General features: G+C 60.1%; 25 protein-coding genes and 1 pseudogene. 19 read left to right on the top strand and 7 right to left on the bottom strand.

What is annotated here, in order from left to right:
* Positions 1–480: 480 nt before the first annotated feature.
* The 7 genes from frdA (at position 481) to ACTG2W_RS18335 (ending at position 6369) form a co-directional block, all read left to right on the top strand.
* Complete coding sequence (gene frdA / locus ACTG2W_RS18365; RefSeq protein ID WP_005335056.1) at positions 481–2265, top strand: fumarate reductase (quinol) flavoprotein subunit; 1785 nt, start codon at positions 481–483, stop codon at positions 2263–2265.
* Positions 2258–2992: a succinate dehydrogenase/fumarate reductase iron-sulfur subunit gene (locus tag ACTG2W_RS18360; protein ID WP_005335057.1), complete on the top strand. Its 735-nt coding sequence runs from the start codon at positions 2258–2260 to the stop codon at positions 2990–2992. The genes frdA and ACTG2W_RS18360 overlap by 8 nt, the downstream gene beginning before the upstream one ends.
* 16 nt (positions 2993–3008) lie before the next feature.
* The gene (locus tag ACTG2W_RS18355; protein ID WP_005335058.1) at positions 3009–3407 is read left to right on the top strand and encodes a hypothetical protein; all 399 of its coding nucleotides are present in this window, start codon (positions 3009–3011) and stop codon (positions 3405–3407) included.
* Between the two features lie 10 nt (positions 3408–3417).
* Positions 3418–3774: a fumarate reductase subunit FrdD gene (gene frdD / locus ACTG2W_RS18350; protein ID WP_005335059.1), complete on the top strand. Its 357-nt coding sequence runs from the start codon at positions 3418–3420 to the stop codon at positions 3772–3774.
* Between the two features lie 252 nt (positions 3775–4026).
* Entirely contained in the window at positions 4027–4755 is a 729-nt protein-coding gene (locus ACTG2W_RS18345; protein ID WP_005335061.1) for a nucleoside recognition domain-containing protein, read from the top strand.
* Positions 4752–5219: a YjiG family protein gene (locus ACTG2W_RS18340; protein ID WP_005335063.1), complete on the top strand. Its 468-nt coding sequence runs from the start codon at positions 4752–4754 to the stop codon at positions 5217–5219. The genes ACTG2W_RS18345 and ACTG2W_RS18340 overlap by 4 nt, the downstream gene beginning before the upstream one ends.
* A gap of 25 nt (positions 5220–5244) precedes the next feature.
* Positions 5245–6369, top strand: coding sequence for a M20 family metallopeptidase (locus tag ACTG2W_RS18335; RefSeq protein WP_368194693.1), 1125 nt, complete (start codon positions 5245–5247; stop codon positions 6367–6369).
* A gap of 99 nt (positions 6370–6468) precedes the next feature.
* Here ACTG2W_RS18335 and ACTG2W_RS18330 read toward each other — a convergent pair whose 3' ends face one another.
* The 3 genes from ACTG2W_RS18330 to ACTG2W_RS18320 all read right to left on the bottom strand — a co-directional run bounded on the left by ACTG2W_RS18330 (position 6469) and on the right by ACTG2W_RS18320 (position 9236).
* A complete protein-coding gene (locus ACTG2W_RS18330) occupies positions 6469–7218 on the bottom strand; it encodes a substrate-binding periplasmic protein (protein ID WP_330125265.1) in 750 nt (249 codons plus the stop codon).
* Positions 7219–7309: 91 nt separating this feature from the next.
* Positions 7310–8536, bottom strand: coding sequence for a winged helix-turn-helix domain-containing protein (locus tag ACTG2W_RS18325; protein ID WP_440016452.1), 1227 nt, complete (start codon positions 8534–8536; stop codon positions 7310–7312).
* A 106-nt stretch (positions 8537–8642) separates the two neighbouring features.
* A complete protein-coding gene (locus ACTG2W_RS18320; RefSeq protein ID WP_005335070.1) occupies positions 8643–9236 on the bottom strand; it encodes a TetR/AcrR family transcriptional regulator in 594 nt (197 codons plus the stop codon).
* 107 nt (positions 9237–9343) lie between these two features.
* Between ACTG2W_RS18320 and ACTG2W_RS18315 the strand changes: the two genes are divergently transcribed.
* Both ACTG2W_RS18315 and ACTG2W_RS18310 read left to right on the top strand, forming a co-directional pair.
* Positions 9344–10267 carry an ABC transporter six-transmembrane domain-containing protein gene (locus ACTG2W_RS18315; protein WP_106842808.1) on the top strand — a complete coding sequence of 308 codons (924 nt, stop codon included), beginning with the start codon at positions 9344–9346 and terminating at the stop codon, positions 10265–10267.
* A 28-nt stretch (positions 10268–10295) separates the two neighbouring features.
* On the top strand, positions 10296–11684 hold the full coding sequence (locus tag ACTG2W_RS18310) for an NAD(P)/FAD-dependent oxidoreductase (RefSeq protein ID WP_245147631.1): 1389 nt from the start codon (positions 10296–10298) through the stop codon (positions 11682–11684).
* Between the two features lie 39 nt (positions 11685–11723).
* On the opposite strand, the gene ACTG2W_RS18305 is transcribed toward ACTG2W_RS18310, so the two are convergent.
* A complete protein-coding gene (locus ACTG2W_RS18305; RefSeq protein ID WP_440016451.1) occupies positions 11724–12371 on the bottom strand; it encodes a class I SAM-dependent methyltransferase in 648 nt (215 codons plus the stop codon).
* A 144-nt stretch (positions 12372–12515) separates the two neighbouring features.
* On the opposite strand from ACTG2W_RS18305, the gene ACTG2W_RS18300 reads away from it, so the two are divergent.
* The 7 genes and pseudogenes from ACTG2W_RS18300 (at position 12516) to ACTG2W_RS18270 (ending at position 19096) form a co-directional block, all read left to right on the top strand.
* On the top strand, positions 12516–13190 hold the full coding sequence (locus tag ACTG2W_RS18300; protein WP_120415578.1) for a thermostable hemolysin: 675 nt from the start codon (positions 12516–12518) through the stop codon (positions 13188–13190).
* Entirely contained in the window at positions 13187–14653 is a 1467-nt protein-coding gene (locus ACTG2W_RS18295) for an AMP-dependent synthetase/ligase (RefSeq protein WP_279490364.1), read from the top strand. The genes ACTG2W_RS18300 and ACTG2W_RS18295 overlap by 4 nt, the downstream gene beginning before the upstream one ends.
* Positions 14650–15303 (top strand): TenA family transcriptional regulator, encoded by a 654-nt coding sequence (locus ACTG2W_RS18290; protein ID WP_088868663.1) that lies wholly within the window; start codon positions 14650–14652, stop codon positions 15301–15303. The genes ACTG2W_RS18295 and ACTG2W_RS18290 overlap by 4 nt, the downstream gene beginning before the upstream one ends.
* Positions 15304–15337: 34 nt before the next feature.
* Positions 15338–16206: pseudogene (locus ACTG2W_RS18285) on the top strand (SDR family oxidoreductase).
* A 1-nt stretch (position 16207) separates the two neighbouring features.
* Entirely contained in the window at positions 16208–16840 is a 633-nt protein-coding gene (locus tag ACTG2W_RS18280) for a tetratricopeptide repeat protein (RefSeq protein ID WP_440016450.1), read from the top strand.
* Between the two features lie 130 nt (positions 16841–16970).
* On the top strand, positions 16971–17657 hold the full coding sequence (locus tag ACTG2W_RS18275) for a response regulator (protein ID WP_042082687.1): 687 nt from the start codon (positions 16971–16973) through the stop codon (positions 17655–17657).
* Positions 17654–19096, top strand: coding sequence for an ATP-binding protein (locus ACTG2W_RS18270; RefSeq protein ID WP_440016449.1), 1443 nt, complete (start codon positions 17654–17656; stop codon positions 19094–19096). Before ACTG2W_RS18275 ends, ACTG2W_RS18270 begins: the two co-directional genes overlap by 4 nt.
* Before the next feature lie 94 nt (positions 19097–19190).
* Here ACTG2W_RS18270 and ACTG2W_RS18265 read toward each other — a convergent pair whose 3' ends face one another.
* The 3 genes from ACTG2W_RS18265 to rloA3 form a co-directional block, all read right to left on the bottom strand.
* Entirely contained in the window at positions 19191–20483 is a 1293-nt protein-coding gene (locus tag ACTG2W_RS18265) for a phospholipase (protein ID WP_245147637.1), read from the bottom strand.
* 33 nt (positions 20484–20516) lie between these two features.
* Positions 20517–20993, bottom strand: a complete 477-nt coding sequence (locus ACTG2W_RS18260) for a CesT family type III secretion system chaperone (protein ID WP_234829634.1) — start codon at positions 20991–20993, stop codon at positions 20517–20519.
* Positions 20994–21131: 138 nt separating this feature from the next.
* The gene (gene rloA3, locus ACTG2W_RS18255; RefSeq protein WP_106842818.1) at positions 21132–21626 is read right to left on the bottom strand and encodes a retropepsin-like aspartic peptidase RloA3; all 495 of its coding nucleotides are present in this window, start codon (positions 21624–21626) and stop codon (positions 21132–21134) included.
* Between the two features lie 381 nt (positions 21627–22007).
* Between rloA3 and ACTG2W_RS18250 the strand changes: the two genes are divergently transcribed.
* The 3 genes from ACTG2W_RS18250 to efp all read left to right on the top strand — a co-directional run bounded on the left by ACTG2W_RS18250 (position 22008) and on the right by efp (position 24956).
* A complete protein-coding gene (locus tag ACTG2W_RS18250; RefSeq protein WP_005348017.1) occupies positions 22008–23051 on the top strand; it encodes a GMP reductase in 1044 nt (347 codons plus the stop codon).
* 96 nt (positions 23052–23147) lie between these two features.
* Positions 23148–24344: an elongation factor P maturation arginine rhamnosyltransferase EarP gene (gene earP, locus ACTG2W_RS18245; RefSeq protein WP_106842819.1), complete on the top strand. Its 1197-nt coding sequence runs from the start codon at positions 23148–23150 to the stop codon at positions 24342–24344.
* Between the two features lie 45 nt (positions 24345–24389).
* Positions 24390–24956, top strand: coding sequence for an elongation factor P (gene efp, locus ACTG2W_RS18240; RefSeq protein WP_005362323.1), 567 nt, complete (start codon positions 24390–24392; stop codon positions 24954–24956).
* The last annotated feature ends 108 nt before the right edge of the window (positions 24957–25064 follow it).

Genomic DNA, 25064 nt, shown 5'->3' with positions numbered 1-25064 from the left:
TTTTATTTTTCTAAATAGCGCTTAATTTTCAGTGAGTAATCTCACATTACCCGCCAAATCCCCCGCCTTGAAACCCTTGTAATTCGTCTGGAATTATCAGAACACCGCCGTGGTCACCGCCGCACTTCGGATTACCTATTTCTATCCGAATAGATGAATGCCAATAATTCTCATTAAAAAATTACAATAAAAAACTTAAAATTTTTTTCGCGAGTACCTAAAAAGAGAGGTGATTCGCATTTTATTGAAAGAAAACTACGTACAATCCAGAAGTTAAAGTACTCGTAGCTAGGTGTTCAACTGCTCAGTAACACCAAAAAATGACGATAATAACGACATTTTCATCCAGGGATTTGGGTGTTTTATAGAAAAATAACCAATAAAAAGGGAATAAAACCTAGCAGTTTGACTTGCATCAAGCCTGAATTTTTTTCATAGAGCAAAATCGTGCCCAGCAAATCTATCCCTAAGGAGGCAGATGTGGATATTATCAAGACCGATGTGGCCATCATCGGTGCTGGCGGTACCGGCTTACGCGCCGCTATCGCTATAGCCGAATCACAGCCAGACCTGGACATCGCCCTGATTTCCAAGGTTTACCCGATGCGCAGCCACACGGTTGCTGCCGAAGGCGGCGCCGCCGGTGTCGTCCGTGATGACGACTCCCTCGAAAACCACTTCAACGACACCGTCTCCGGTGGTGACTGGCTGTGCGAGCAGGACGTAGTGGAATACTTCGTCAACAACGCGACCAAAGAGATGATCCAGCTGGAGCACTGGGGTTGCCCCTGGAGCCGCAAGCCGGATGGCAAAGCCAACGTGCGTCCGTTTGGTGGCATGAAGGTTCCCCGTACCTGGTTCGCCGCAGACAAGTCCGGTTTCCATATTCTGCACACCCTGTTCCAGACCTCCGTCAAATACCCGAGCATCAAGCGCTTCGACGAGCATTTCTGTCTTGATCTGATCGTGGACGACGGCCGCGTTCAGGGCGTACTGACCTTCGACATCCAGAACGGTATCACCCGCTTCATCCAGGCCAAATCCGTGATCGTGGCAACCGGCGGTGCTGGCCGTGTCTATCGCTACAACACCAACGGTGGCATCGTCACCGGCGACGGCATGGCACTGGCCTACCGTCACGGCGTACCGCTGCGTGATATGGAGTTCGTCCAGTATCACCCGACCGGTCTGCCGGGCACCGGCATCCTGATGACCGAAGGTTGTCGTGGTGAGGGTGGCGTCCTGCTGAACAAGGATGGCTACCGCTACCTGCAAGACTACGGCTTGGGCCCGGAAACCCCGATCGGCCAGCCGAAGAGCAAATACATGGAACTGGGTCCGCGCGACCGCGTTTCCCAGGCATTCTGGCAAGAGCAGCAGAAAGGCCGCGTCATTCAGGGCCCGATGGGCGATGTGGTTCACCTCGACCTGCGTCACCTTGGCGAGAAGTACCTGAAAGAGCGTCTGCCGTTCATCTGCGAACTGGCCAAAGCCTACGTCAACGTGGATCCGGCCAAAGAGCCTATCCCGGTACGTCCGACTGCCCACTACACCATGGGTGGTATCGAGACTGACAACAAGTGTGCCACCCGTCTGCCCGGCCTCTACGCCGCGGGCGAATGTGCCTCCGTCGGTCTGCACGGTGCCAACCGTCTGGGTTCCAACTCCCTGTCCGAGATCGTGGTATTCGGCAAGCTGGCCGGTGAGCAGGCAGGTGAATTTGCCAAGACTCAGAAGCATGGCAACACCGAAGCGCTGGCCGCCAAGGCCGAGGCGCTCATCAAGCAGCACCTCTCCCTGATGGATGTAGACGGTACCGAAAACCCGGCCGATATCCGCAACGAGCTGGGCATGTCCATGGAAGCCGGTGTCGGTATCTACCGTACCGAAGAGCTGATGCAGGGCACCATCGACAAGATCAACGAGCTGAAAGCCCGTTACAAGAAGGTCAAGATCAACGACAAGTCCTCTGTCTTCAACACCGATCTGCTGTACGCCATCGAACTGGGTTACATGCTGGACGTGGCTGAAGCCATGGCGCACTCCGCTATCAATCGTAAAGAGTCCCGCGGTTCCCACCAGCGTCTGGATGGTTACGAAGAGCGCGATGACGTGAACTTCCTCAAGCACACGCTCTCGTTCTACAAAAATGGCGAAACGCCCTCCATCGATTACTCCGATGTGAAGATCACTAAGTCCCAGCCGGCAAAACGCGTGTACGGCTCCGAGGGTGAGAAACAAGACGAGGCTAAGAAGAATGGCTGAGATGATTGAAATTGAGATCCTGCGCTACCGTCCGGAACAGGATAACGAGCCCTGGATGCAAACCTTCCAGGTGCCATACCAGAGAGAGATGTCTCTGCTGGACGCCCTGCAGTACATCAAGGATCACCTGGACTCTACCCTGAGCTTCCGCTGGTCCTGCCGGATGGCGATCTGCGGCTCCTGCGGCATGATGGTCAACGGTGTGCCCAAGCTGGGTTGCAAGGCGTTCCTGCGCGACTATCTGCCGGGCAAGATGACCGTCGAGCCGCTCAACAACTTCCCGATCGAGCGCGATCTGGTGGTCGACATGTCCGACTTCATCGAGAAGCTGGAGAGCATCAAGCCGTACATCATCCCGAGCGAGCCGCGCAGCCTGTGTGATGGCGAGTACATCCAGACTCCGGCCCAGATGGCGCAGTACAAGCAGTTCTCCCAGTGCATCAACTGTGGTCTCTGCTACGCGGCCTGCCCGCAGTACGGCATCAACAAGAAGTTCACCGGTCCGGCGGCACTGGCTCTGGCCTATCGCTACAACGTCGACAACCGTGATGCCGGCGCCAAAGAGCGTATGCGCATCATCAGCCAGGACGAAGGCGTCTGGGGCTGTACCTTCGTGGGCTACTGCTCCGAAGTGTGCCCGAAAGGCGTCGATCCGGCAGCGGCCATCCAGCTTGGCAAGGTCGAAAGCGCCAAGGACTACATGATCGCCATGTTCAAGCCAGATTGAGAGCAGGATTGAGACCATGAACAACACTGATAGCAAACGTAAACCTTACGTCCGCGAAATGAAGAAAGACTGGTGGCTGAAGAACGCCTTCTACACCGGTTACATGATCCGTGAAGGCACCAGTATCTTCGTCTCCATCTACGCCGTTGTGCTGATGTGGGGCCTGATGCGCCTGGTTCAGGGTCAGGAAGCGTTCAACGGCTGGCTGGAATCCCTGCAAAGCCCGATCGCCATCCTGTTCCATGTCGTCGCTCTGGCGGCGTGCCTGTTCCATGCCAAAACCTGGTTCGCCCTGGCGCCGAAAGCCATGCGTATCTTCCGTGGTGAAGACCTGGTACCGGAGAAGCCGATCGTTCTCGCCCAGTATGTGGCGCTGGCGGTGGTGTCCCTGCTTGTCCTGATCATCGTGGCCTGAGGAGAAAACAATGAGACGTTCTGACGAACCAATTTACTGGGGTCTGTTTGGTGCGGGTGGCATGGTCGTTGCCATGCTGCTGCCGGTCATTGTCCTCATCACCGGTCTGCTGGTGCCCATGGGCATCATGGACGTGGAAACCATGAGCTATGACCGCGTGCACGCGTTCGCCAGCTCCTGGTGGGGTGCCTGCATCCTGCTGGTGATCATCGCCCTGCCAGTCTGGCACGGTATGCACCGTATCTACCACGGTCTGCACGATCTGGGGATCCACACCACCAAGCTGCACCACTATGTGTTCTATGGCTTTGCCTTCCTGGTATCTGCTATTAGCGTCGGCCTGCTGATGGTGCTGGTACTCCAGTAATCACATCTGACTGATTGACCAAACCGGGCCAAGTGCCCGGTTTTTTATTGCCCCGCTATCCCGCCCCTGCTTTTTGTTCACTCAAACAATTCGATAAAAACCAGATTATCGTCCAATCATATGGCGATCACAGTCACATAACCCCGATACATTCGTCATTTGTAGCAAACCATTTTGACCACCATCAATTTAGTGACTTCCATATCAATTATAATTATTCAGATTAAATAATTATTCATATGGAGCTAGCTAATGACAGACAAAACACGCTCGGTGAGCATAGGCAGTTACCTGGCACTGGCCTTCGCCGTGGTCTTCTTCTCCGGACTGTTGCAATCCGGCGAGTGGTACGGGGTATTCGATTTCACCACGCTGAACGGCTCGTTCGGCACCATGGTCCAGAGCGTCAGCGAGAATGGTGACGGCATCAAGACCGCCATGACCGACATGCGCGGCAAGGGGGGCAACGGCGCTCGCGATGGCTTTTTGTTTGCCCTGACCCTGATCCCCACCGTGATGTTCGCCCTCGGCATGATCAACGTACTGGAGCACTACGGCGCGCTGGAAGCGGCCCGCAAGTTGCTGACCCCGCTGCTGCGTCCGCTGATGGGGATCCCCGGTAATACCGGTCTGGCGCTGATCGCCTCCCTGCAGAGCACAGATGCCGGTGCCGCCATGACTCGTCAGCTCAAGGATGAAGGGCTCATCACCAAGCGTGAAACCGATGTGTTCACCATGTTCCAGTTCTCCGCTGGTGCCACCATCGTCAACTTCTTCTCCTCCGGCGCCGTGCTGTTCACCCTGACGCTGGCGGATGGCAGCCCGGCGGTCAGCTCCTCCATCGGTCTGGCTGTCATCGTGATGTTCGCCTTCAAATTTGTCGGGGCCAACCTGTTCCGGGTCTACCTCAATATGAGCGAAGGCAAGCAGACCGATAACAACACCCAGCAGACCCTCAACACTCAGGAGCAAGCCAAATGAGCCAGGCCAACATCAAGAAACCCATCGTCACCGATATCTTCGTCGAAGGGGCCAAGAAGGGCTGGGTCATCGCCACCACCTCCACCGTACCCAACGTACTGATGGCCTTCGTCATCATCAAGGCGCTGCAGATCACCGGCGCGCTGGATGCCATGGGCGCCATTTTCTCCCCCGTCATGGCCATCTTCGGGTTGCCCGGTGAGGCGGCAGCCGTGCTGATCGGCGCCTGGATGTCGATGGGCGGTGCAGTCGGTGTGGTCATCACCCTGTTCGATCAGGGGATCCTCAACGGCACTCACATCGCCATTCTGGCGCCAGCCATCTACCTGATGGGCTCCCAGGTGCAGTACATGGGCCGCATCCTCGGCTGCATCGGCACCGAAGGGCGTTACATCCCCATCATGGTCGCCATCTCGGTACTCAACGCCTTCGGCGCCATGCTGGTGATGAACATCCTTCTCTGACCCGAACCTGATAGTGGAGTAAGCAATGACTTTTTCTCTGGATCAATACCTGACCGAACTGGCCCCGCTGATCAATCTGGATTGCGGATCCCTGTACCAGCCGGGCATTGCGGCAGTGGCCGACCTGATGGCCGCCAAATATGAGGTGATGGGCGGCTGGCAGATCAAACGGGTCGACTGCGGCATCGCCGGGGTCGGACTGGAGATCCGCAACCAGCCTGATGCGGCACAGATCGATGTAATGCTGATCGGCCATATGGATACCGTCTTCCCCCTCGGCACCGCCGCCGCCCGCCCGATGAGCATCGATGGTGAGCGCGCTTACGGTCCCGGTGTCTCCGACATGAAATCGGGGCTGCTCAACATCGTCTATGCCCTGCGTGAACTGCCCCGCGAGGTGCGCGATCGCCTGAGCATCTGCGTCTGCATGAACCCGGACGAGGAGATCGGCTCCCTCCACTCCAGTGACTGGCTGGCAGCGGTGGCCAAACAGGCAAAACAGGTGCTGGTGGCCGAAGCGGCCCGCGCCGATGGCTCGCTGGTCAAGGCGCGCAAGGGGATGGCCCGTTATCGCATCGATTTCACTGGCAAGGCGGCTCACGCGGGCAACGAACCGCAGAAGGGGCGCAGCGCCATCACCGAGCTGGGCCACTGGATCCTGGCCATCAACGCCCTGACCAACTTCGAGAGCGGCACCACCCTCAACATCGGCATTGTCGAGGGGGGCAACGGCGCCAACATAGTGCCGGCCCATGCCAGCGCCGTGGTAGACGTCCGCTTCTGGGACAATCAGGAGTACCACCAGATCGACGATCATCTGCTGACCCTGGCCGAGCGGCCCCATCTGGACGGTGTCACCATCCAGCTGACCCGCGAGGCCCACAAACCGGCCATGGTGCCGTCCGAGGGTACTCAGGCACTGATGCTGCTGGTGGAAGAGTGTGGCGCCGAACTGGGACTGCCGATCAGCTGGCAAGAGGTGGGGGGCGGCTCTGATGCCAACCTGACCGCTGCCCTCGGCATCCCTACTCTGGATGGTCTGGGCCCCATCGGTGCCGGTTTCCACAGTGACGAGGAGTATCTGGATCTGACCAGCATTGCCCCGCGCATCGAGCTGCTGGTGAAGGTACTGACCCGTCTGGCGGCCTGACAGCCTCTCACGTAAAAAAGGGCCAGCCGGTTTGCTCCGGCTGGCCCTCTGTGTATCTGCCCCCTCCCCCCCCCCCAGAATGACAGCAACCCTTCGCTATTACTCCATCGTTGGCAAGAAGCGGCGCATCACCTCATCCGTATGCCCCCCTTCCTGAAATGCCACCAGCGACTGATTGAGGATGTTCACCAGCTCGTGACCGCGGGGAGAGCCCTTGCTCACCAGCAGATAGAATCCCTTGCGGCTGGGCAGGGCGAGATTGAGCAACCCGCTCTCGCTGCGGTAGATGCCAAGGCTGATGCCTGCCACCAGAGGTTCGATTTCGCTTGGCAGAAAGTCGCAGCGATCCCGCTCCAGCATGTCGAGCGCCTGCTGCAACTGTTTGACCCGGCGTGGCTCCTGCGCAAGCCCGTAGGGGGTGTAGTTGTAGCCTATCACCCCGCACACCCGGGAGCGATTGACCGTCTGCAGATCCGGCGGTTCAGGGTAGCGGCGCTTGAGATAGAAGAAACCGAGGTGGGTGTAATAGAGGGGAACGCTGTAGAAGGCAAACTCGGCCCGCTCCGGCTTGTAGCTGGCATCCCAGGTCAGCTCGCACAGACCATTCTGGCGATAATCCGCCAGCTCCTGCTGCACCCGCGCCCAGGGCAGATAGCGGATCTGGTGCGAGAGCCCGCTCTGTTGCAGGGCATCGAGCACCAGCGTCGTCGCCGAACCTGTCAGGCGGCTGGTATCGGGCACACCGTCCTTGCGCTCCCAGTAGGTAAAGGGGGCCCACTCGTTGCCCTCCCCCAGACAGATCTTCACTGGCGGCTCTTGCCCCCATAGCGCGGGGGACAAGATGGCCATCGCCAATCCCGCCCACCATGTTGCCACTCGTTTCATCTCCCGCTCCCGGACTGTTTATCCCTCTTGCAGCTTAGCCCAGAAGGGATTTTGCTCACTTTGCAGGGGCGCTTTCATGCCACAACGTCAGCAAGTTGGCCGGAATGGCACCATAACGAAGCTGCGGTGTCTGGTGCCAGTCAGCCAGCTTTTGCAGGGCTTTCGCCAGATCCTGCGCAAGCTGACAGGTCACTCTCACCCCGGCCTCCAGATAGAGGCTCTTGATCTCGAAGATCCCCTGCTGACGATGAGCCTTGGCATCCATCCTGCCCACCAGCTTGCCGCGATGGAGCAAGGGCAACACGAAGTAGCCATACTGGCGCTTGGGGGCCGGGGTATAGCATTCGATGCGATAGTCGAAGTTGAACAGCTCACTGGCCCGTTTGCGATCCCACACCAGCGGATCGAACGGCGACAAAACGGTGGTATGGGTAGCCTTGAGACGGCCCTTCTTGGCTTGCACCAGCTCATCAGCCAGCGAGGCGTGCACAAAAGCGCCGTGCTGCCATCCCTCCACTCGTACCTGCAACAGCTCCCCCTCGTCCGCCAGTTGATGGAGCAGGGCGTCATATTTGCCGCGCCGCAGCCGGTAGTAGTCCGCCACCCAACCAGTTTTGACCAGCCCCAGCGCCCGGCAGCTGGCGCGCACCATATCCCGCTGCGCATGCTCGACGCTTGGCAGATCCCGCTGGTCGCTCCACTCGGGGATGACCCGCTCGGCAAGGTCATAGACCCGCTGAAAGTTGCGCCGCTCCCGCACCATCAGCTGACCGGTGGTAAACAATACCTCCAGATGGCGCTTCTCCGGCTTCCAGTCCCACCAGCCATTCCCCTTGCCGGTTGTGCGTTCAAAGTCAGCCGCCCGCACCGGGCCATGGTGGCGAATGCGTTCGATAAGCTGGCCAATCTCCTGCTGATGGGTAGCGAGCCAGTTGGCCGAAAACTTCCAGCCCATGGCGACGGGGTCGAGCATCCGGTGGCGCAACAGCCGATAATCCTCGCGGGGCACAAAGCAGGCCTCGTGGGCCCAATATTCGAAGATCTCGCCGTCGGCCAGCAGCTGCTCCAGCCAACGCGGTTCGTACTGGCCAAGGCGGCTAAAGAGCACCAGATAGGGGCTGCGCGCCACCACCGAGATGGTATCGATCTGCAGCAGCGCCATGCGGCGAATGGTGGCCAACAGATCGGCCGGAGTCGCCTTGCTGCGACGGGGGGCGAGCAGCCCTTGCGCCGCCAGTTGCAGATGACGGGCATCTTGCAGTGACAAATGGGTAATCGACATCAACAACCGCTCCCTGCTATCTGGCCATCGCACGCCCGGCGGATAGCCAACAAAACCGGGGGAGGCACCACGCTGGTATGCCTCCCCTCCCTGTGTGCCAGCGCCGCTATGAATGGGCCGGGGGCAAGACCAGCTGATTGACCACCAGCATGATCTCTTGATAAGTGGCCTCTACCGTCTCGGGGGTCGGCTCCAGAATGAGGTCATCGGCATAGCCGTTGATGAGGGAGGTGATCTGGCGCGCCAGTCGCCGGGCATCGCCCGCCACAAACTCGCCACTGTCGATCCCCTTTTGCAGGATCTGCTCCAGCACCTCGCGCCAGGCCAGAATGATTTTGCGGTAGCTCTCGGCAAACACAGGGTCGCGCAGTGACTCGTTCCAGGCATCCAGATAGATGGCCCAAGAGGCATCCTGACTGGTCGGCAGGTTGTCCCGTACAAAGAGCGGCAACGCTTCGCGGGCCGGCAGCGGCAACAGCCACTCCCGCTGCTCGGCTATCTCCTGATAGGTGAAACGCTCCACGGCACAGAGGCAGAGCTCCTTCCAATCCTTGAAGTAGTGGTAGACGTGACTGCGCGCCAGACCGGTGCGCTCGGCAATATCACGGGTTGACGATGCCGCCATCCCCTTCTCTCGAAACAGGGCCAATACGGCCTCGATGATCATCTCTTTGCGCTGTTCTGCTGATGGGCGTGCCATCTGACCTCCTGCGATATCAATCGATCTGCTTGACTTTGAGCAGTCGCTCAAACAAACTTTGAGCACTCGCTCAAACTTAGCGTTTCCGACATCTTAGGAGATAACCCATGACAACACCAACCACTTCGGCAGCCAGTTGCGACGAGCAGGCCACGCCGTTGCCACACTCGGCCGGTCGTTCGCTGGGGGCGATTGCGCGGGCCAATCCCCTCAAGCTGGCAGGCACCTTCTCGCTGGTGGCCCTCGAAAACATCCTGCTGGTGGTCTATCCCCTGTTTGCCGGCTTTGCCATCGACGCCATCGTCAAGGGCCAGTGGCTGCAGGCTTCAAGCTACGCCCTGATCGTGCTGCTGTTCTGGCTCATCGGCGCCCTGCGCCGGGCGGTCGATACCCGCACCTTTACCCATATCTATGCGGCACTGGCGGTGCCGGTGATCCTGACCCAGCGCCAGCAGCAGGAGGGGCAATCCACTATAGTGGCGCGGGTTACCCTGGCGCGGGAGTTTGTCGACTTCTTCGAGAAACATATCCCGATCCTGGCTACCAGCCTGATCTCCATCGTCGGGGCGGCCGTGATGCTGATGGTGATCGAGTTCTGGGTCGGCATCGCCTGCATGGGGATATTGCTGCTGTTCGGCCTGCTGCTGCCCGGCTTTTCGCGCAAGAACCAGCTGCTGCACGAGCGGCTCAACGATCGGCTGGAACACGAGGTCAAGCTGGTCACTCATGCCCAGTCAGCCAGCCTCGCCCGCCACTACCGCGCGCTGGCCTGGATCCGCATCCGGATTTCGGATCGGGAGGCGCTCGCCTTTCTGGCAGTCGGCGTCAGCGCCTCCCTGCTGTTCCTGCTGGCCATCACCATGCTGATGGCCCAGCCCCAGGTCTCCGCAGGCCATGTCTATGCTGTGATGACCTACCTCTGGAACTTTGTCACCAGCCTGGATGAGGGGCCCGGTCTTGCCGATCAGCTGGCCCGGCTGAGAGACATAGGCCGCCGGGTCAACACCGCCCAACCCGATGAAATGATTTGATATTTTGTATCTGTAACCGGAGTAGAAGATGAATCCGACCACCCTTTGCCAACGAGCGTTGACCATGTGCATCAGCTGTTTTTTCCTCGCCGCCTGCGGCCCCAAGATGAGCGACTTTGAGCCCAACACCAGCTACTGGTTCAAGGAGAAACCGACAGAGGAGAGCGCCCCGCTGGCACAAGACCTGAAGGTCGATATCGCCATCATAGGTGGCGGCTACAGCGGCCTCTCCAGCGCCTGGCATCTGGCCAAGGCCAATCCGTCGCTCAAGATCGCCATCTTCGAAGCCAAACAGGTGGGCAGCGGCGCCTCGGGCCGCAACGGCGGCATGGTGTTGCCGGGCTCAGAGGTGATGGATCTCTACGAGGAGGGGGAGGCGAGCAAGCGCCACTACGATCTCACCGTCGCCAGCATGCGCAAGCTGCAGGCGTTGGTCGCCTCAACCGGCGTCGAGGCCGACCTCAAGCTCGATGGCTATGTGGAGGCGATCCTCGATGAGGAGGATATCGCCGAGTACCGCAACTATGTGAAAACCGCCAATCGCCTCGGCATCCCGCTCCAGTACTGGAACGCCGATACCACAGAGGAAAAACTCGGCACCGATCGCTACGTGGGGGCGGTCTACGACCCCAATGGTGGTCAGGTTCACGCAATGAAACTGGTCAATGCCTTGCGCAAGGCGGTGGAGCAGGCGGGCGTCACCATCTATGAGCAGAGCCCGGTGCTGGGGATCAAGGAGGGCAAGCAGATCGAGCTCAATGTGGCCGAAAAATACAAGGTGGCCGCCGACAGCATAGTGCTGGCGACAAACGGCTATACCTCAAAACTTGGCTACTTCAGCGGCCGGGTCTTTCCGGTGCACGCCCAGAGCGCCGTCACCGAGCCGCTCAGCAAAAAGCAGCTGGCCGCCATCCAGTGGCAGAGTCGGGTGCCCTACTACGACACCCGCAACATCCTGTTCCATCTGGTGTTGACCCCGGATAACCGCATCGTCATCGGTGGCGGCAATGCCGAGTACGTCTTCAACGACGGCCTCAACTACAAGGGCGATCTTAACCGGGTCAGCGAAATGATGATGACCGAGCTGGTGACCCTCTATCCGGCCCTCAAGGGGATCAAATTTGAACAGGTATGGGATGGGGTGCTCGGCATGACCGGCGACAGCACCGAAGCGGTGGGGGTAATGGGGGAGCACAAGAACATCTACTACGCCCTCGGCTACAACGGCCACGGCATCAACCTCTCCTTCCTGTTTGGCGACATCGTGGCCAGCCTCTATCAAGGCAAGGAGCACCCCTGGTTCAACCACGCGGAGCAGAGTCTGCCGATGTGGCTGCCACCAGAGCCGTTCAAGTCAATTGGCGTCAAATCTGCCCTGATGTACTACCAGTGGCAGGACAAGGGCTACAAGGAGTAGCGCCGGGCGAACCCGACGAGTAACAGACGAAGGCACGCCTCAGGGCGTGCCTTTTTGCAATACCGCCACATCGGCGTGGGGGAAGCTGAGCTCGGCCTGCCAGCGGGCGGCCAACACCTGAAACGATGCCTCGGCAAAGAAGACGATGTGGGTCGGGTCGTGGCGATAGCGCCAGTTTTTAAACCGCTCGTCACCGAGCACCCGCTGGGTCTGCAGCACCAGCAGGCCGCCGGGCTTGAGGCAATCCCACAACTGCGCCAGCACCGTGCGCGGCTCGGCGATATGCTCGATCACCTCGGTACTGGTGATGAAGTCGTACTGGCGCGTCAGCAACTCGGGAAAGTCGGCATAGAACTTGTCATATCCAACCATGTCGTAACCCGCCTCACGCCCCATCGCCACCAGCGCCGGCCCCGGGCCACAGCCAAAATCGAGGCCACTGGCAGGTAGCGGCACTCGCGCTAGTACCTCACCAAATGCCCGCATCAGAAAGCTGCGATAACGGGGATCATCCACCTGGTTGTCGTGACCGTCATAGACCGCCTTCTCCGCCGCCTCATCCAGATGATCCGCCTCATCCAGCCAGACCAGCTCGCACGCGAGGCAGCGATGATAGCGTTTGCCCGCCACCGGCAGGGGATAACTGCGATGGCTGGCACACAGGGGGCAGCTGACGGTGGATGACATGGCGATTCCTCTTGGGGGATTCCTGTTGGATAACAGCGGCGCAGATTGCCTGCCCGTCGCGTCGCTGACAACTTTTTTTGCTCCTTAAGGGTTTCTTAAGTTTGCCCTTTTACTCTCAAACCATCGCAAGAGAAGGAGTCACCCATGACCATCGAGATCCAAGCCCCCTACCGATTGCTGCTAGCCAAGTCCCCGCAGCAGGTCATGGCGCTGCAAACCTATATCCAGGCCGCCTACACCCTCGAGTTCAACGCCCGCATCCCCCATTTCCTCCCCTGTCTGCTGGGGCTATATCGGGCGGACGGGACGCTGGTCGGTGCCTGTGGTCTCAATCATGCCAGTGAGGGGCCTCTCTATCTGGAACAGTATCTGGAGCAACCCATCGAGGCCGCCATCAACACCCGCCTCGGGGTCTACCCGGCACGCAATCGGATTATCGAAGTGGGCAATCTGGCCTGCAGCGAACCGGGCAATGCCCGCCTGATGTTCGCGGCCCTGTGTCGTCTGCTGTGTGAAAACGCCCTCGACTACGTGGTCTTTACCGGCACGGCCAAGCTGCGCAACAGCTTTGCCCGGCTGCAACTCAATCCGGTGGAGCTGGCCCCCGCCCAGGCCCATCAGGTGGGGGCCGACGCCGATGCCTGGGGCGAGTACTACCGTTGCCAACCCAAGGTGATGGTGGGCGACATCAATCAGGGGCGCGAGGTGCTGGCCCAGAGCAGCCTGCTGCTCAATCTGCTGGCCCCCATGCCAACCCTGTTTGAGGATGCCGGCAAAAGCAGTGATAACCAGACCCATCAAAAAAGGTGCGCCCAATGAGCCTGTTCGACGCCATCGCCAAACATGCCCACGAGGATCCGCAATCTCCTGCGTTGCTGAGCAGCCAGCAGCGCCTCGATTACCAGACCCTGTGGCAACAGATCCAGCGTCTGGCCAGCCAGCTGCAACAGCTCGACATCAGCCGTCTGGCGCTGCAACTGGACAACGGCCTGCCCTGGGCGCTGCTGGATCTCGCCTGCACCAAAGCCGGGATCGTGGTCATACCGGTGCCCCACTTCTTCAGCCTTGAGCAGCAAGAGTGGCTGCTGGAGAGCAGCGGTGCCGATGCGCTGGTTGGCCCGGCCCATCAGGGATGGCACTCTGCCGAGCAGCTCTTGCTAGTCAGCGGCGAACTGCCGCTCTGGCGCCGCAAACCGGCAAACCTCCCGGCATTGCCACAGGGCACGGCCAAGATCACCTACACCTCCGGCACCACGGGCCAGCCCAAAGGGGTCTGCCTCTCGCTGGCCAGCATGATGGCGGTGTGCGAATCGCTGGCCGAGCGAGTCGCGCCAGCCAAGGTAGAAAAACACCTGACCCTGCTGCCGCTGGCGACCCTGCTTGAGAACATCACCGGCCTCTATGTGCCACTGCTGACCGGCGCCTGCAGCCGCATTCCGTCCCTCGGGGAGATCGGTTTCAGCGGCTCCAGTTCGCTCAATGCAGCCATGCTGGGGGAAGCGCTGCTGCGCTGGTCGACCCACAGTCTGGTGCTGGTGCCCGAACTGCTGCGTTTGTTGCTAGCGCTCTGCACCAGCACCCCGACGCTGGCCCAGCAGCTCAAGAGCCTGCGCTTTATTGCCGTCGGTGGCGGCAAAGTAGCACCCGACCTGATCAAACATGCCCGCCAGCTCGGCATGCCGGTATACGAAGGTTATGGCCTCTCGGAGTGTGGCTCCGTGGTGGCGCTCAACAGCCTGGATGCTGACAAGCCCGGCAGCGTCGGCCGCCCCCTGCCCCACTGTCAGGTCACCATCGCCAGCGATGGCGAAATTATGGTGAGCGGCAGTGCCATGCTGGGCTATCTCGGCAGCAACGAACCGACTCCCGAACAGATCGCCACCGGCGATCTGGGTCATCTCGATGAAGAAGGCTACCTCCATATCACCGGGCGCAAGAAGAATGTCCAGATCACCGCTTTTGGCCGCAACTTCTCCCCCGAGTGGGTGGAAGCCGAAGCACTGCTCTGCCCCGCCATCGCCCGCATCGTGGTCTTTGGCGATGGTCAGCCCGCCAACGTGGCGCTGATCCAGCCCCTGCCGGGCAAAGAGGCGGATCTGCCCCGCCAGATCGCCGGTCTGAACCTGCGACTGCCCGATTATGCCCGGCTGCACCACTGGTTGCCGGTGGCACTCGACCAGCATCCCGGCCTGCTGACCGCCAACGGGCGCCCCCGTCGCAACGAGATTTACCAACACTTTTCCCGGCAAATCAGCCAATGCCTTACAGGAGAATCGTCATGAGCTTCTATCAGACTCTGCAACAAGCCACTGCCAGTGAGCGTGAACATCTGTTCAACGCCCCCATCATCGAAGCCTGTCGCCGTGGCGATATCAGCCGTGACACCTATCTCGCCTTTCTGGCGCAGGCTTACTACCACGTGCGCCACACAGTTCCGCTGCTGATGGCAACCGGCGGCAAGCTGGGTCAGGAGTACGAGTGGGTGCGCGGCGCCATTGCCGAGTACATCGACGAGGAGTATGGCCATCAGGAGTGGATCTTAAGCGATATCCGCGCCTGTGGCGGTGATGCCGAGGCGGTGCGCCACGGCCAGCCAGGGCTGCCCATCGAGCTGATGGTCGCCTTCCTCTACGACCAGATCCAGCGCGGCAACCCCATGGGCTTCTTCGGCATGGTACAGGTGCTGGAAGGCACCAGCGTGGCCATCGCCCTCACCGTCGCCGACCAGCTGAAAAAGGGTCTCGGCCTGCCACCGCAGGCGATGAGCTACCTGAGTTCCCACGGCGCCCTGGATCAGGAGCACCTCAAGTTCTTTGAATCCTTGATGGATAAGGTCGAAAGCCCGGCGGATCAGGCCGCCATCATCCACGGGGCCAAGGTGGTTTATCGCCTCTATGGCGAGATGCTCTACAACCTCACCGCCACACCGTAAGTCGGCAGCAGACAGCAAAAAGGGAATCCATACCATGAACCTTGAAGGGAAACTCGTGCTGCTCACCGGCGCCAGCGGTGGCATAGGTGAGGAGCTGGCGCAGGAGCTGGCCGCCCAGGGAGCACACCTGCTGCTGCACGGTCGTCGCGGCCCCGCACTGGAGCGGCTGTGCAAGTCACTGCCCCACCCCGAGCGCCATCAGGTGGTGCTCGCCGACCTCGGCTCTGCGCAGGAGCGGGCCAAGCTGTTGCAACACCCTGCGCTGGAGGACGGGATCGACATCCTGATCAACAACGCTGGCTGCAACCAGTTTGCCTGGCTGGAAGATCAGAGCTTCGAACAGGTGGAGCGCCAGCTGCTGCTCAATATCGAGGCGCCCATCCAGCTCACCCGTGCCCTGCTGCCAACCATGCGCAAGCCGGGGATCATCATGAACATGGGCTCGAGCCTGGGCAGCATCGGCTACCCCGGTTACAGCGTCTACTGCGCCAGCAAATTTGCCCTGCGCGGCTTTAGCGAAGCGCTGGGACGGGAGCTGGAGGGGAGTGGCATCAAGGTGCTGCATTTTTCCCCCGCGCCACCCGTACCAAGCTCAACTCCGAGGCCGCCTACGAGATGAATGCAGCGCTCGGCACCCAGACCGACAGCCCGCAGGAGGTGGCCGAAGAGGCGGTCATCGCCCTGTGCAACGAAACCCGCCGCAGCTGGCTCGGCTGGCCGGAAAAACTGTTCGTGCGGCTCAATGCCCTGCTGCCCGGCATCGTCGACAAGGCGCTGGCCAGACAGCTGCCGATCATCAAACGTTATGCCCGTCATCTTCAGCCAGGGACGGCTGATGCCGGCACAAACAGTGCGCCACAACCAGACTTGTCCCGCCCGATCCCGACCAAGAAGGAGCATTAATATGAATTTTGTCCGTCAATCAGTGACCTCTTGTGCCATCGCCATCCTGCTGGGGTCCTCCTCGGTCATGGCCGCGGGTGATGCCCTCGTCCCCATCCAGCAACAGTGGGCGGTCTGCCAGTATCAACAGACCGGCAAGGCGAAAGAGAGCTGCCTCGAAACCCTGAGCACCCAGGCCGAAGCGGCCAGCGCCAAGGAGCCCTTTCGCGCCGATCTGCTGATCTGGTCGGCCATCGTCAAGAGCACCTGGGCGGGGGCCAAAGGGGGTCTGGGGGCACTGAGTCTGGTGAAAGAGGCCAAGGCCAAGCTGGAGCTGGCGCTCAAGCAGGATCCCAAAGCGCTGGACGGCTCTGCCTACACCAGTCTGGGCTCCCTCTACTATCAGGTGCCCGGGTGGCCGGTCGGCTTTGGCGATGACGAAAAGGCAGAGCAGCTGCTCAAGCAGGCGCTGGCCATCAATCCCGATGGCATCGATCCCAACTTCTTCTACGGTGACTTCCTGCTGGATCAGGGTCGCAAGGCCGAGGCCAAAACCTACCTCGACAAGGCGCTGGCCGCCCCGGCCCGCCCGGGTCGCGAAGTGGCCGACGAAGGGCGCAGAATGGAGATCCGCGATCGGCTGACCAAGCTATAAAACCCTGATGGATCAAAGAACTATTTAAACTCTGCCCACCAGCTTGCATACTGGTGGGCAGGGTTGTTTATGCCACGGCACGCCCTGGCGCTGAGCCAGATCGCCACACCCAACAAACAGGGAGAAAAGAATGCGGATCCTGCTGGTGGAAGATGATGTGATGCTGGGGGATGGTATGCAGGATGCACTGCGCCATAGCGGCTACACGGTGGACTGGCTGCAACAGGGGTTGCCCGCTCTGGCAGCCCTCAAGAGCGACGAGTTCGCCGCCCTGATCCTCGATCTCAACCTGCCCGACATCGATGGCCTCAGCCTGCTGCGCAAGTTGCGGCGTGAAGGACACCAGCTGCCGGTGCTGATCCTCACCGCCCGCGATGCGCTGGACGATCGAGTGGTCGGCCTCGATGCCGGCTCCGACGACTACATGGTCAAGCCCTTCGCCCTGCAGGAGCTCAACGCCCGCCTGCGCGCCCTGGTTCGCCGCAGCAAGGGGCAGGCTCAGGCGGTGCTGGAGTATGGCGATATCCTCATCTATCCAGAATCCCAGCAGGTCACCTATCAGGGCGAGGCGGTCAAACTCACCCCCCATGAATACAAGTTGCTGCAGGAGCTGATCAGCCAGAGCGGCCGGGTGCTGAGCAAGGATCAGCTGCAACAGAGCCTCTACGGCTGGGATGAAGGGGCCGAGAGCAACGCGGTAGAGGTGCATATCCACCATCTGCGCAAGAAGTTCTACAGCGACCTCATCCGCAATATTCGCGGGGTCGGCTACATCATTCCCCAGCTCGAACAGCCAAGCCGGACATCCGCACGATGAAACGTCCGCGCTCCATTCGCCGCTTTCTGCTCACCGGCATTCTCACGCTGGTGAGCCTGAGTCTCACCATCAGCGCCTTTATCGGCTACATGGAGGCGAGCCACGAAATGGAGGAGCTGTTTGATGCCCGCCTCGCCCAGTCGGCGCGCATCACCAACCAGCTGCTGGCCCGCTATATGGCCCAGCAGGGGCAGCTGCCCGCCAACGGCACCGTCTATCAGGAGTGGGAAGCGAAAAATCCCGATGAGTGGCAAAAAGACCCCAGCCTCAACCTGACCGGCGAGGATCGGGAGATCACCCCCTACGGCCACGAGTTCGAACGCAATCTCTACTTCCAGCTGCTCGATGAAAAGGGCGGCTTGCTGCTGCGCGCCCCCAGCGCCCCGGATCAGCCGCTGGTCACCCTGGCCATCGGCTTCGACACGGTCGAAAAAGATAATCACCAGTGGCGCACCTTCACTCTCTACAACCCGCAGGAGCAGACCTGGCTGGTGGTGGCCGAGCGGGACGACGAGCGCAGCGAACTGGCCAGCAAGATGGCCACCCTCACCATGCTGCCGCTGCTGATCACCCTCCCCTTCCTGCTGGCCCTGCTCTGGTGGCTCATCACCCGCGGGCTGGCCCCCCTGCGTCAGCTGGCCCAGGCCATCAGTGAACGTCACCCCGCCAACCTGAGCCCCCTCAGCCTCAAGATAAGCGCTCAGGAGCTGACCCCCCTCACCAACGAGATCAACCGGCTGATGCAGGCGCTGGCGGAGACCATAGAGCGGGAGAAACAGTTCACCAACGAGGCGGCCCACGAGCTGCGCACCCCGCTGGCGGTGCTGCGGATCCACAGTGAAAATGCCCTTGCGGCCGATGATGACGCCAACCGCCAGCAATCCCTGCACAAGATGCTGCAGGCCCTCGACCGCAGCGATCGGCTGATCCGCCAACTGCTGACCCAGGCCCGTATCGACAACCAACAGGGGCTGGTATTGACCGAGCTGGAGATAGGCCACCTGCTGCAAGGCACCCTGGCGACGCTGGCTCCCATCGCGCTCAAGAAGGATCAGCAGCTGTCGCTGGAGTGTGAATTGCCACTGCTGGTGATGGGGCAGGCCACCCTGCTCGAACTGCTGTTCAGTAATCTCATCGACAATGCGCTGCGCTACACCCAGCCGGAGGGCGAGATCAGGGTGCGGGTTCAGCGAGAGGGCAACCGGGTGAGGGTGGATGTGAGCGACAATGGCCCCGGCATTCCCGCCAGCGCCTTGCCCCGGCTGTATGAACGCTTCTTTCGGGTCAATCCCCAGCAGGGGGATGGCGTCGGCCTTGGCATGGCCATCGTCTCGCGCATCGCCCAGTTGCACGGCGCCGATCTCGATGTCCACAACAGGCCGGAAGGGGGGCTGGAGGTGAGCGTCTGGCTACCGACCCACACCCACTCCCTGCCCTGATCCGAAAATAACAACGCCTCCCGAGGGAGGCGTTGTTTATAGATAATTAGCACGCTGACGCTACGCGACTTGTCGCCGCGCCATCACCGGCAGATCAGGCAAGCAGAGCATCCAGACCTGCAGTCACCGCCTCCATGCGATGCCCGCCAGAGTGTTCAATCACATAACGCTTGCCCACCTGGGAAGAGGCATCCAGCCCGAACACACCATGTTCCACCTTCTGGCTCAGCGGATCCCCGCTGGTGTTGACGTGGGTGACATTGGCATCGTCCAGCTTGTGAGCGAGGCGATCCCGCAACCCGACATGCAGCCCCATGCTGTTGAACGCCGTGACCTTGAGCCCGTGCTTGATGCCGGCATATTGCGCCAGACCGCCCCCCAATGAGTGGCCCAGCACCTCGACCTTGCCGCCATACTGCTGGGCAAAGGCCTTGACCAGCCGGTCGGCATCTTGAAACGCGCTGTCCTTGATGCCAAGGGCCGCGCCAGCATCGCTCTTCAGGGTGCCGGGACGTTTGGCAGGTTGAGTACCCACAAACGAGAGCACCATGGTATCGCCACGCTTGTAAACGGCGACCTTGAGCGCAGACCAGGCATCACCTGTCAGGATCAAGGGGTCATTCTCGTTCTTGCCCGGGGTGACATGAAGCGTCAAGGTACTCCCGGTGCCACCGGAACCATCTTCACGGCGGGCCAATATCGAAGGGGGAATATCTGCCAGCGTGGCGTGACTGTAGCCTGCCGGCATCTCCCGATAGCTGCTGGAGCAACTGACCCGCGCCAGCTGGGCCGCATCCACCACAGCTCTCGCCCCCTCGGCAGTCAGCGGCTCCTGCTGCGCCTTCGCCACGAAGGCCGGTTTGATGATCCCCTTGGCGGCACTCAAGGCCTGCTGTGAACCTTGTTGCAACCGCTCTGACATACCGAGCGGCAGATGGGAGGCCCCCTTCATCACGCTACCCGCCAACCCCAGAGAGGAGGAAGCCACCAGACGCGCCGCTGACTCGCCAAGGTTTTTCACCCCGGCCACCCCGGTCGTCACCGCACCGCTGGCCACGCTGCTGACACCACCGGTGATATTGGCCAGCCCTTTGATGATGGCGCCCGTCCAGTAACGGGCTTTGCCCTTGGCACTCTGGGCATGGGAATCATGGCCGCCCTGGATGGCGATGCCAATCTTGCGAGCCGGGGCACTGAGGGTCAACCACTTGAGCGAGGTATTCAAGACCTTGCCCGGCTGAACCCGGGAGCCGAAGCCGAGACTGGTATAGTGAGAGGCCAGATTGTGATGAACCGAGTGCTGGCGAGATGAGGATTGCACCTCGCCATGCTCATGAGAGGCCACAGCGGTAGTGCGCTGGGGTTGTCCAATGCTTTGAATAGACATCTTCTGCTCCTGATTAATACCAATAACGATCCATCAACACGGGATCATGACGCCAGATAACGGGGAGGGAATGGCAGCAGCCTCCTGCCGGGCGTTCAACGCCTGCAATTGCGTCTGCAAGGTGACGCCGAGATCAAGAAATTCGCCCAAGGCCTGCATAAACAGAGTTTTATCGAGCATTTCGATAAGAGAGGAAAAGGTCAGCACCAGATGGTTGCTGCGACTGTCCAGACTGATCTGGCTTCCCCCCGTGGTCAAACCAAACATGTTCAGCTCAAGGGCCGAGCGGGTCAGCTGCAACTGACTGGCCGCATCGTCAGGCAGACGCAGCAAGGGGATATAGAGGTAGCATGCCTGCAGATTATCGTTATCGGGCACTTCGACCAGGCACTCGCCATCCAGACCGAATGGCACACTGCAGTGGCCATCGCTGCCCAGACTCAAGGCTACGCCCTGCTGTTCGCCCGCGAGCAATAGCCATTCAGATACGATTTGTTGATAGGGTTTCACTATGATGCACTCCACGCTCAAGCCCTTGCTGGCGAACGAGCTCGCACGCTTCAGGGTTTGGTGGAGATGCTACCTCTGGCAGAGGGGCGGGGATTTAGCTGTGAAACGGCGTTTTTTAGATTCACGCCGAAATTGCCCCTAACGGCAGGCGTGCTGCACGGTAAAGGTTCGACTGGCATCCACCGGGCCCAGCTCCGCCAGCAGGCGGCGGCCCAGCAGCACCGGATAGATCATCTTGCTGCGATCCCGCAGGGTAAACCACTCCTCATACACCTTGTCCCCCAGACAGATGGACATGGTCACCGTTGGCCGCTGCTCCATGCCGCCCGCCCCGCGCACCGTCACGCTGCGCTCGACCCGCCGCTCGAACTGCTGTTTGACCAGCTTGCCGCTGTCGGCATCGGTCACCACCAGCATGAAGCGCACCCAGGGCTTGCCATCCCGTTTGAATCTGGTGATGGAGCGTGCATCGAGGGAAGAGGTGAGCGCCCCGGTGTCGAGCTTCATCTTCACCGCCACGCCGGTGGGCAAAATAAGCCCCTTCTCGATCCAGCCATAGCTGGTCGGGGTCTCAGCCAGCGCACTGCCACACAGTGCCAGCATCAGGGTGATCCCCACCATCATCTTGCTCATTTTACGGCCCTGCCTTGTCAATCCTGCGCCCAGATCTACCACAGTCCCATTGTGGGTCAATCCGATTTATTTCAGCTACTTGGATAATATCTGGCGGGTCAGGAGAGAGACGACAAATAGTGGCCGAACGGCGGCCCAAGCGGGCGGGAATATCGTAGGAGAGCAAGGCACCGAACGGTGCTGGATGAAACTGGTGGTTAACCTCAGGTTGTGACGCCAAAGGCTACCACAAGGATTTACAAATTATCAGTCTTGTTCTGAAGGGATTTTTGCCTACACTGTTGTAAACCGGAGGGCCTGAAAACCACCGGTTTTTTTGCGCCTGCCGAAAATTTGCCACTGCAAAAGTGACTTTCAACAAGGCTCAATAAGGAATTTGTAATGCGTATCGAAGAAGACTTGAAGCTCGGTTTCAAGGATGTCCTGTTCCGCCCCAAGCGCTCTACTCTCAAGAGCCGTTCCCAAGTAAGCCTGACCCGTCAGTTCACCTTTAAACACACTCAGACCCAATGGCAAGGCGTACCCGTCATCGCCGCCAACATGGATACCGTCGGCAGCTTCGCCATGGCGCGCACGCTGGCCGGTTTCGAGATGATGACCGCGGTACACAAGCACTACAGCCTTGAGCAGTGGCAAGCTTTCGTCAACGAGACCGACCCGGCGCTGCTGGGCCATGTGATGGTCTCCACCGGCACCTCGGCTGAAGATTTCGCCAAGACCCGCCAAATCCTCGCCATGTCCGAAGCGCTGCGCTTCATCTGTGTCGACGTGGCCAACGGCTACTCCGAACACTTCGTCGAGTTCGTGCGCAAAATTCGTGAAGCCTGCCCCAACCACGTCATTCTGGCGGGCAACGTGGTGACCGGCGAGATGGTCGAAGAGCTGATCCTCTCCGGCGCCGACATCGTCAAGGTCGGCATCGGCCCGGGCTCGGTCTGCACAACTCGCGTCAAGACCGGTGTCGGTTATCCGCAGCTCTCCGCCATCATCGAGTGTGCCGATGCGGCCCACGGCCTCGGCGGCCAGATCGTCGGTGACGGCGGTTGCACCTGCCCGGGCGACGTCGCCAAAGCATTCGGCGGCGGCGCCGACTTCGTCATGCTGGGCGGCATGTTGGCAGCCCACGAGGAGTGCGGTGGCGAGATCGTCGATGTAGACGGCGAACCCTTCATGAAGTTCTACGGCATGAGCTCCTCCAGCGCCATGGACAAGCACGCCGGTGGCGTCGCCGAGTACCGCGCCTCCGAGGGTAAAACAGTGCTGCTGCCCTATCGCGGCCCGGTCGAGAACGCCGTGCGCGACATTCTGGGCGGCGTGCGCTCCACCTGTACCTACGTGGGTGCCAGCCAGCTGAAAGAGCTCACCAAGCGCACCACCTTTATCCGGGTACGCGAGCAAGAGAACAACGTCTACGGCAAGGAGTAACCTGCCACAGACCGCCGTCACGCGCTGACGGTTAGAAGCCAGTCAACCGGTGTGCTACCCTGCGCACCGGTTTTTTTGCATCTGGGATCCCGAGCCATGACCACTCACCTGCCCCCGTTTGACTGGGATATCTTCTGTTGCGTCGTCGACAACTTCGGCGACATCGGTGTCACCTGGCGACTCGCCCGCCAGCTAAAGCGGGAGGGGAATATAGCGGCACATGGCGATGCGGTTCAGGTGCGGCTCTGGGTGGACGATCTGGCAAGTTTCGCCCGCATCTGCCCCGGGATCAACCCGGCACAGGATGGTCAGTGGGTCGATGGGATCTATATCCAGCATTGGCATGAGACCCTGCCGACCGACATGACACCGGCCAGGGTGGTGATCGAGGCCTTTGCCTGCGAACTGCCCGCCCCCTTTATAGAACTGATGGCGAGCCAACCCAAGCCCCCCTGCTGGATCAATCTGGAGTACCTCTCGGCAGAGAGCTGGGTCGAGGATTGCCACGCCCTCGCCTCGCCCCAGCGGGTTGGCAATAAAAGCCTCAATAAATATTTCTTCTTCCCGGGCTTTACGGCTAAAACCGGCGGCCTTTTGTGCGAACACGACCTCATCACCGAACGGGAGCAGTGGCAACAAGATGAAGCGGGACTGGCAGCCTACTGGGCCAGTCTCGGTTTGCCGCCCAGACAAGAGCACGAGCTGCGGGTCAGCCTCTTTACCTACGAGAGCGATGCACTGCAAAGCCTGGTCGAGAGCTGGTGCCAGAGCGCCACGCCCGTCACCCTGCTGCTGCCGCTGGGGCGCTCGCTGCAAGATGTGCTGCGCGGCGCGAGCCTTGAAGGGGCCATCACCACCGCCCAAGCGGGGGATCTGCTCCACTCGGGCAACCTCACCATCAAGCTGCTGCCGATGACCGATCAGGCCGGTTACGATCGACTGCTTTGGAGCTGCGGTCTCAATCTGGTGCGCGGGGAGGACTCCTTCGTGCGGGCCCAGTGGGCCGCCCGTCCTTTCCTCTGGCATATCTACCAACAGGAGGAGGAGGCCCATCTGATCAAGCTGGAGCAGTTCCTCGACCACTATCTTGCTGATCTGCCTGCCGATTGCGGCCAATGGCTGCGCCGCTTCAATCTGGCTCTCAACCGTGGTGAAAATTGCCGCGAACTCTGGGCCCAATGGCCGCAATACAGCGCGATTTGGCTGCAACATGGGCGACTCTGGTCACAGAAGCTGCTCCGGGATGGGGATCTCGTCACGAGGTTGGTGAAATTTTTGGAAAGCCGTATATAATCTGGCAGTTTTTATCCGTCCGTTTCACGAACAGGAATTTTTTACATGAAAACCGCTCAGGAAATCCGCGCTGGTAACGTAGTCATGATCGGCACCGAGCCGATGGTGGTTCAGAAGGCTGAATTCAACAAATCCGGCCGTAACTCCGCCGTGGTCAAAATGAAGCTGAAGGGCCTGCTGAACGGCAGCGCTACCGAGACCGTCTTCAAGGCCGACGACAAGCTGGACGTTGTTCAGCTGGAACGTAAAGAGTGCACCTACTCCTACTTCTCCGATCCCCTGTATGTCTTTATGGACACCGAGTACAACCAGTACGACGTAGAGAAAGACAACCTGGGTGACGTGCTGAACTACCTGGTAGACGGCATGGAAGACATCTGCGAAGTGACTTTCTACAACGAGAAAGCCATCTCCGTAGAACTGCCGACCACCATCGTGCGCGAAGTTGAGTACACCGAACCGGCTGCCCGTGGCGACACCTCCGGTAAAGTAACCAAGCCTGCCCGTCTGAAAGGCACTACCTACGAGCTGGCTGTTGCCGCTTTCGTAGAGATCGGTGACAAGATCGAAATCGATACCCGCACCGGTGAATTCAAGCGTCGCGTCAACTAATTGACCACGTTGAATTGATTGCAAAAAAGCGAGCCTTCGGCTCGCTTTTTTATTGCCTGTTCGCGGCCACAACGCCGCCTCCCCCTTCAGAAAACCCCACCGCCGCCG

Origin of the sequence: Aeromonas sp. 96A (assembly GCF_051919165.1) — a bacterium.
In the GTDB taxonomy this organism is placed as follows: Bacteria; Pseudomonadota; Gammaproteobacteria; order Enterobacterales; family Aeromonadaceae; genus Aeromonas; species Aeromonas veronii.
This window is presented reverse-complemented; position numbering and strand designations above follow the sequence as displayed.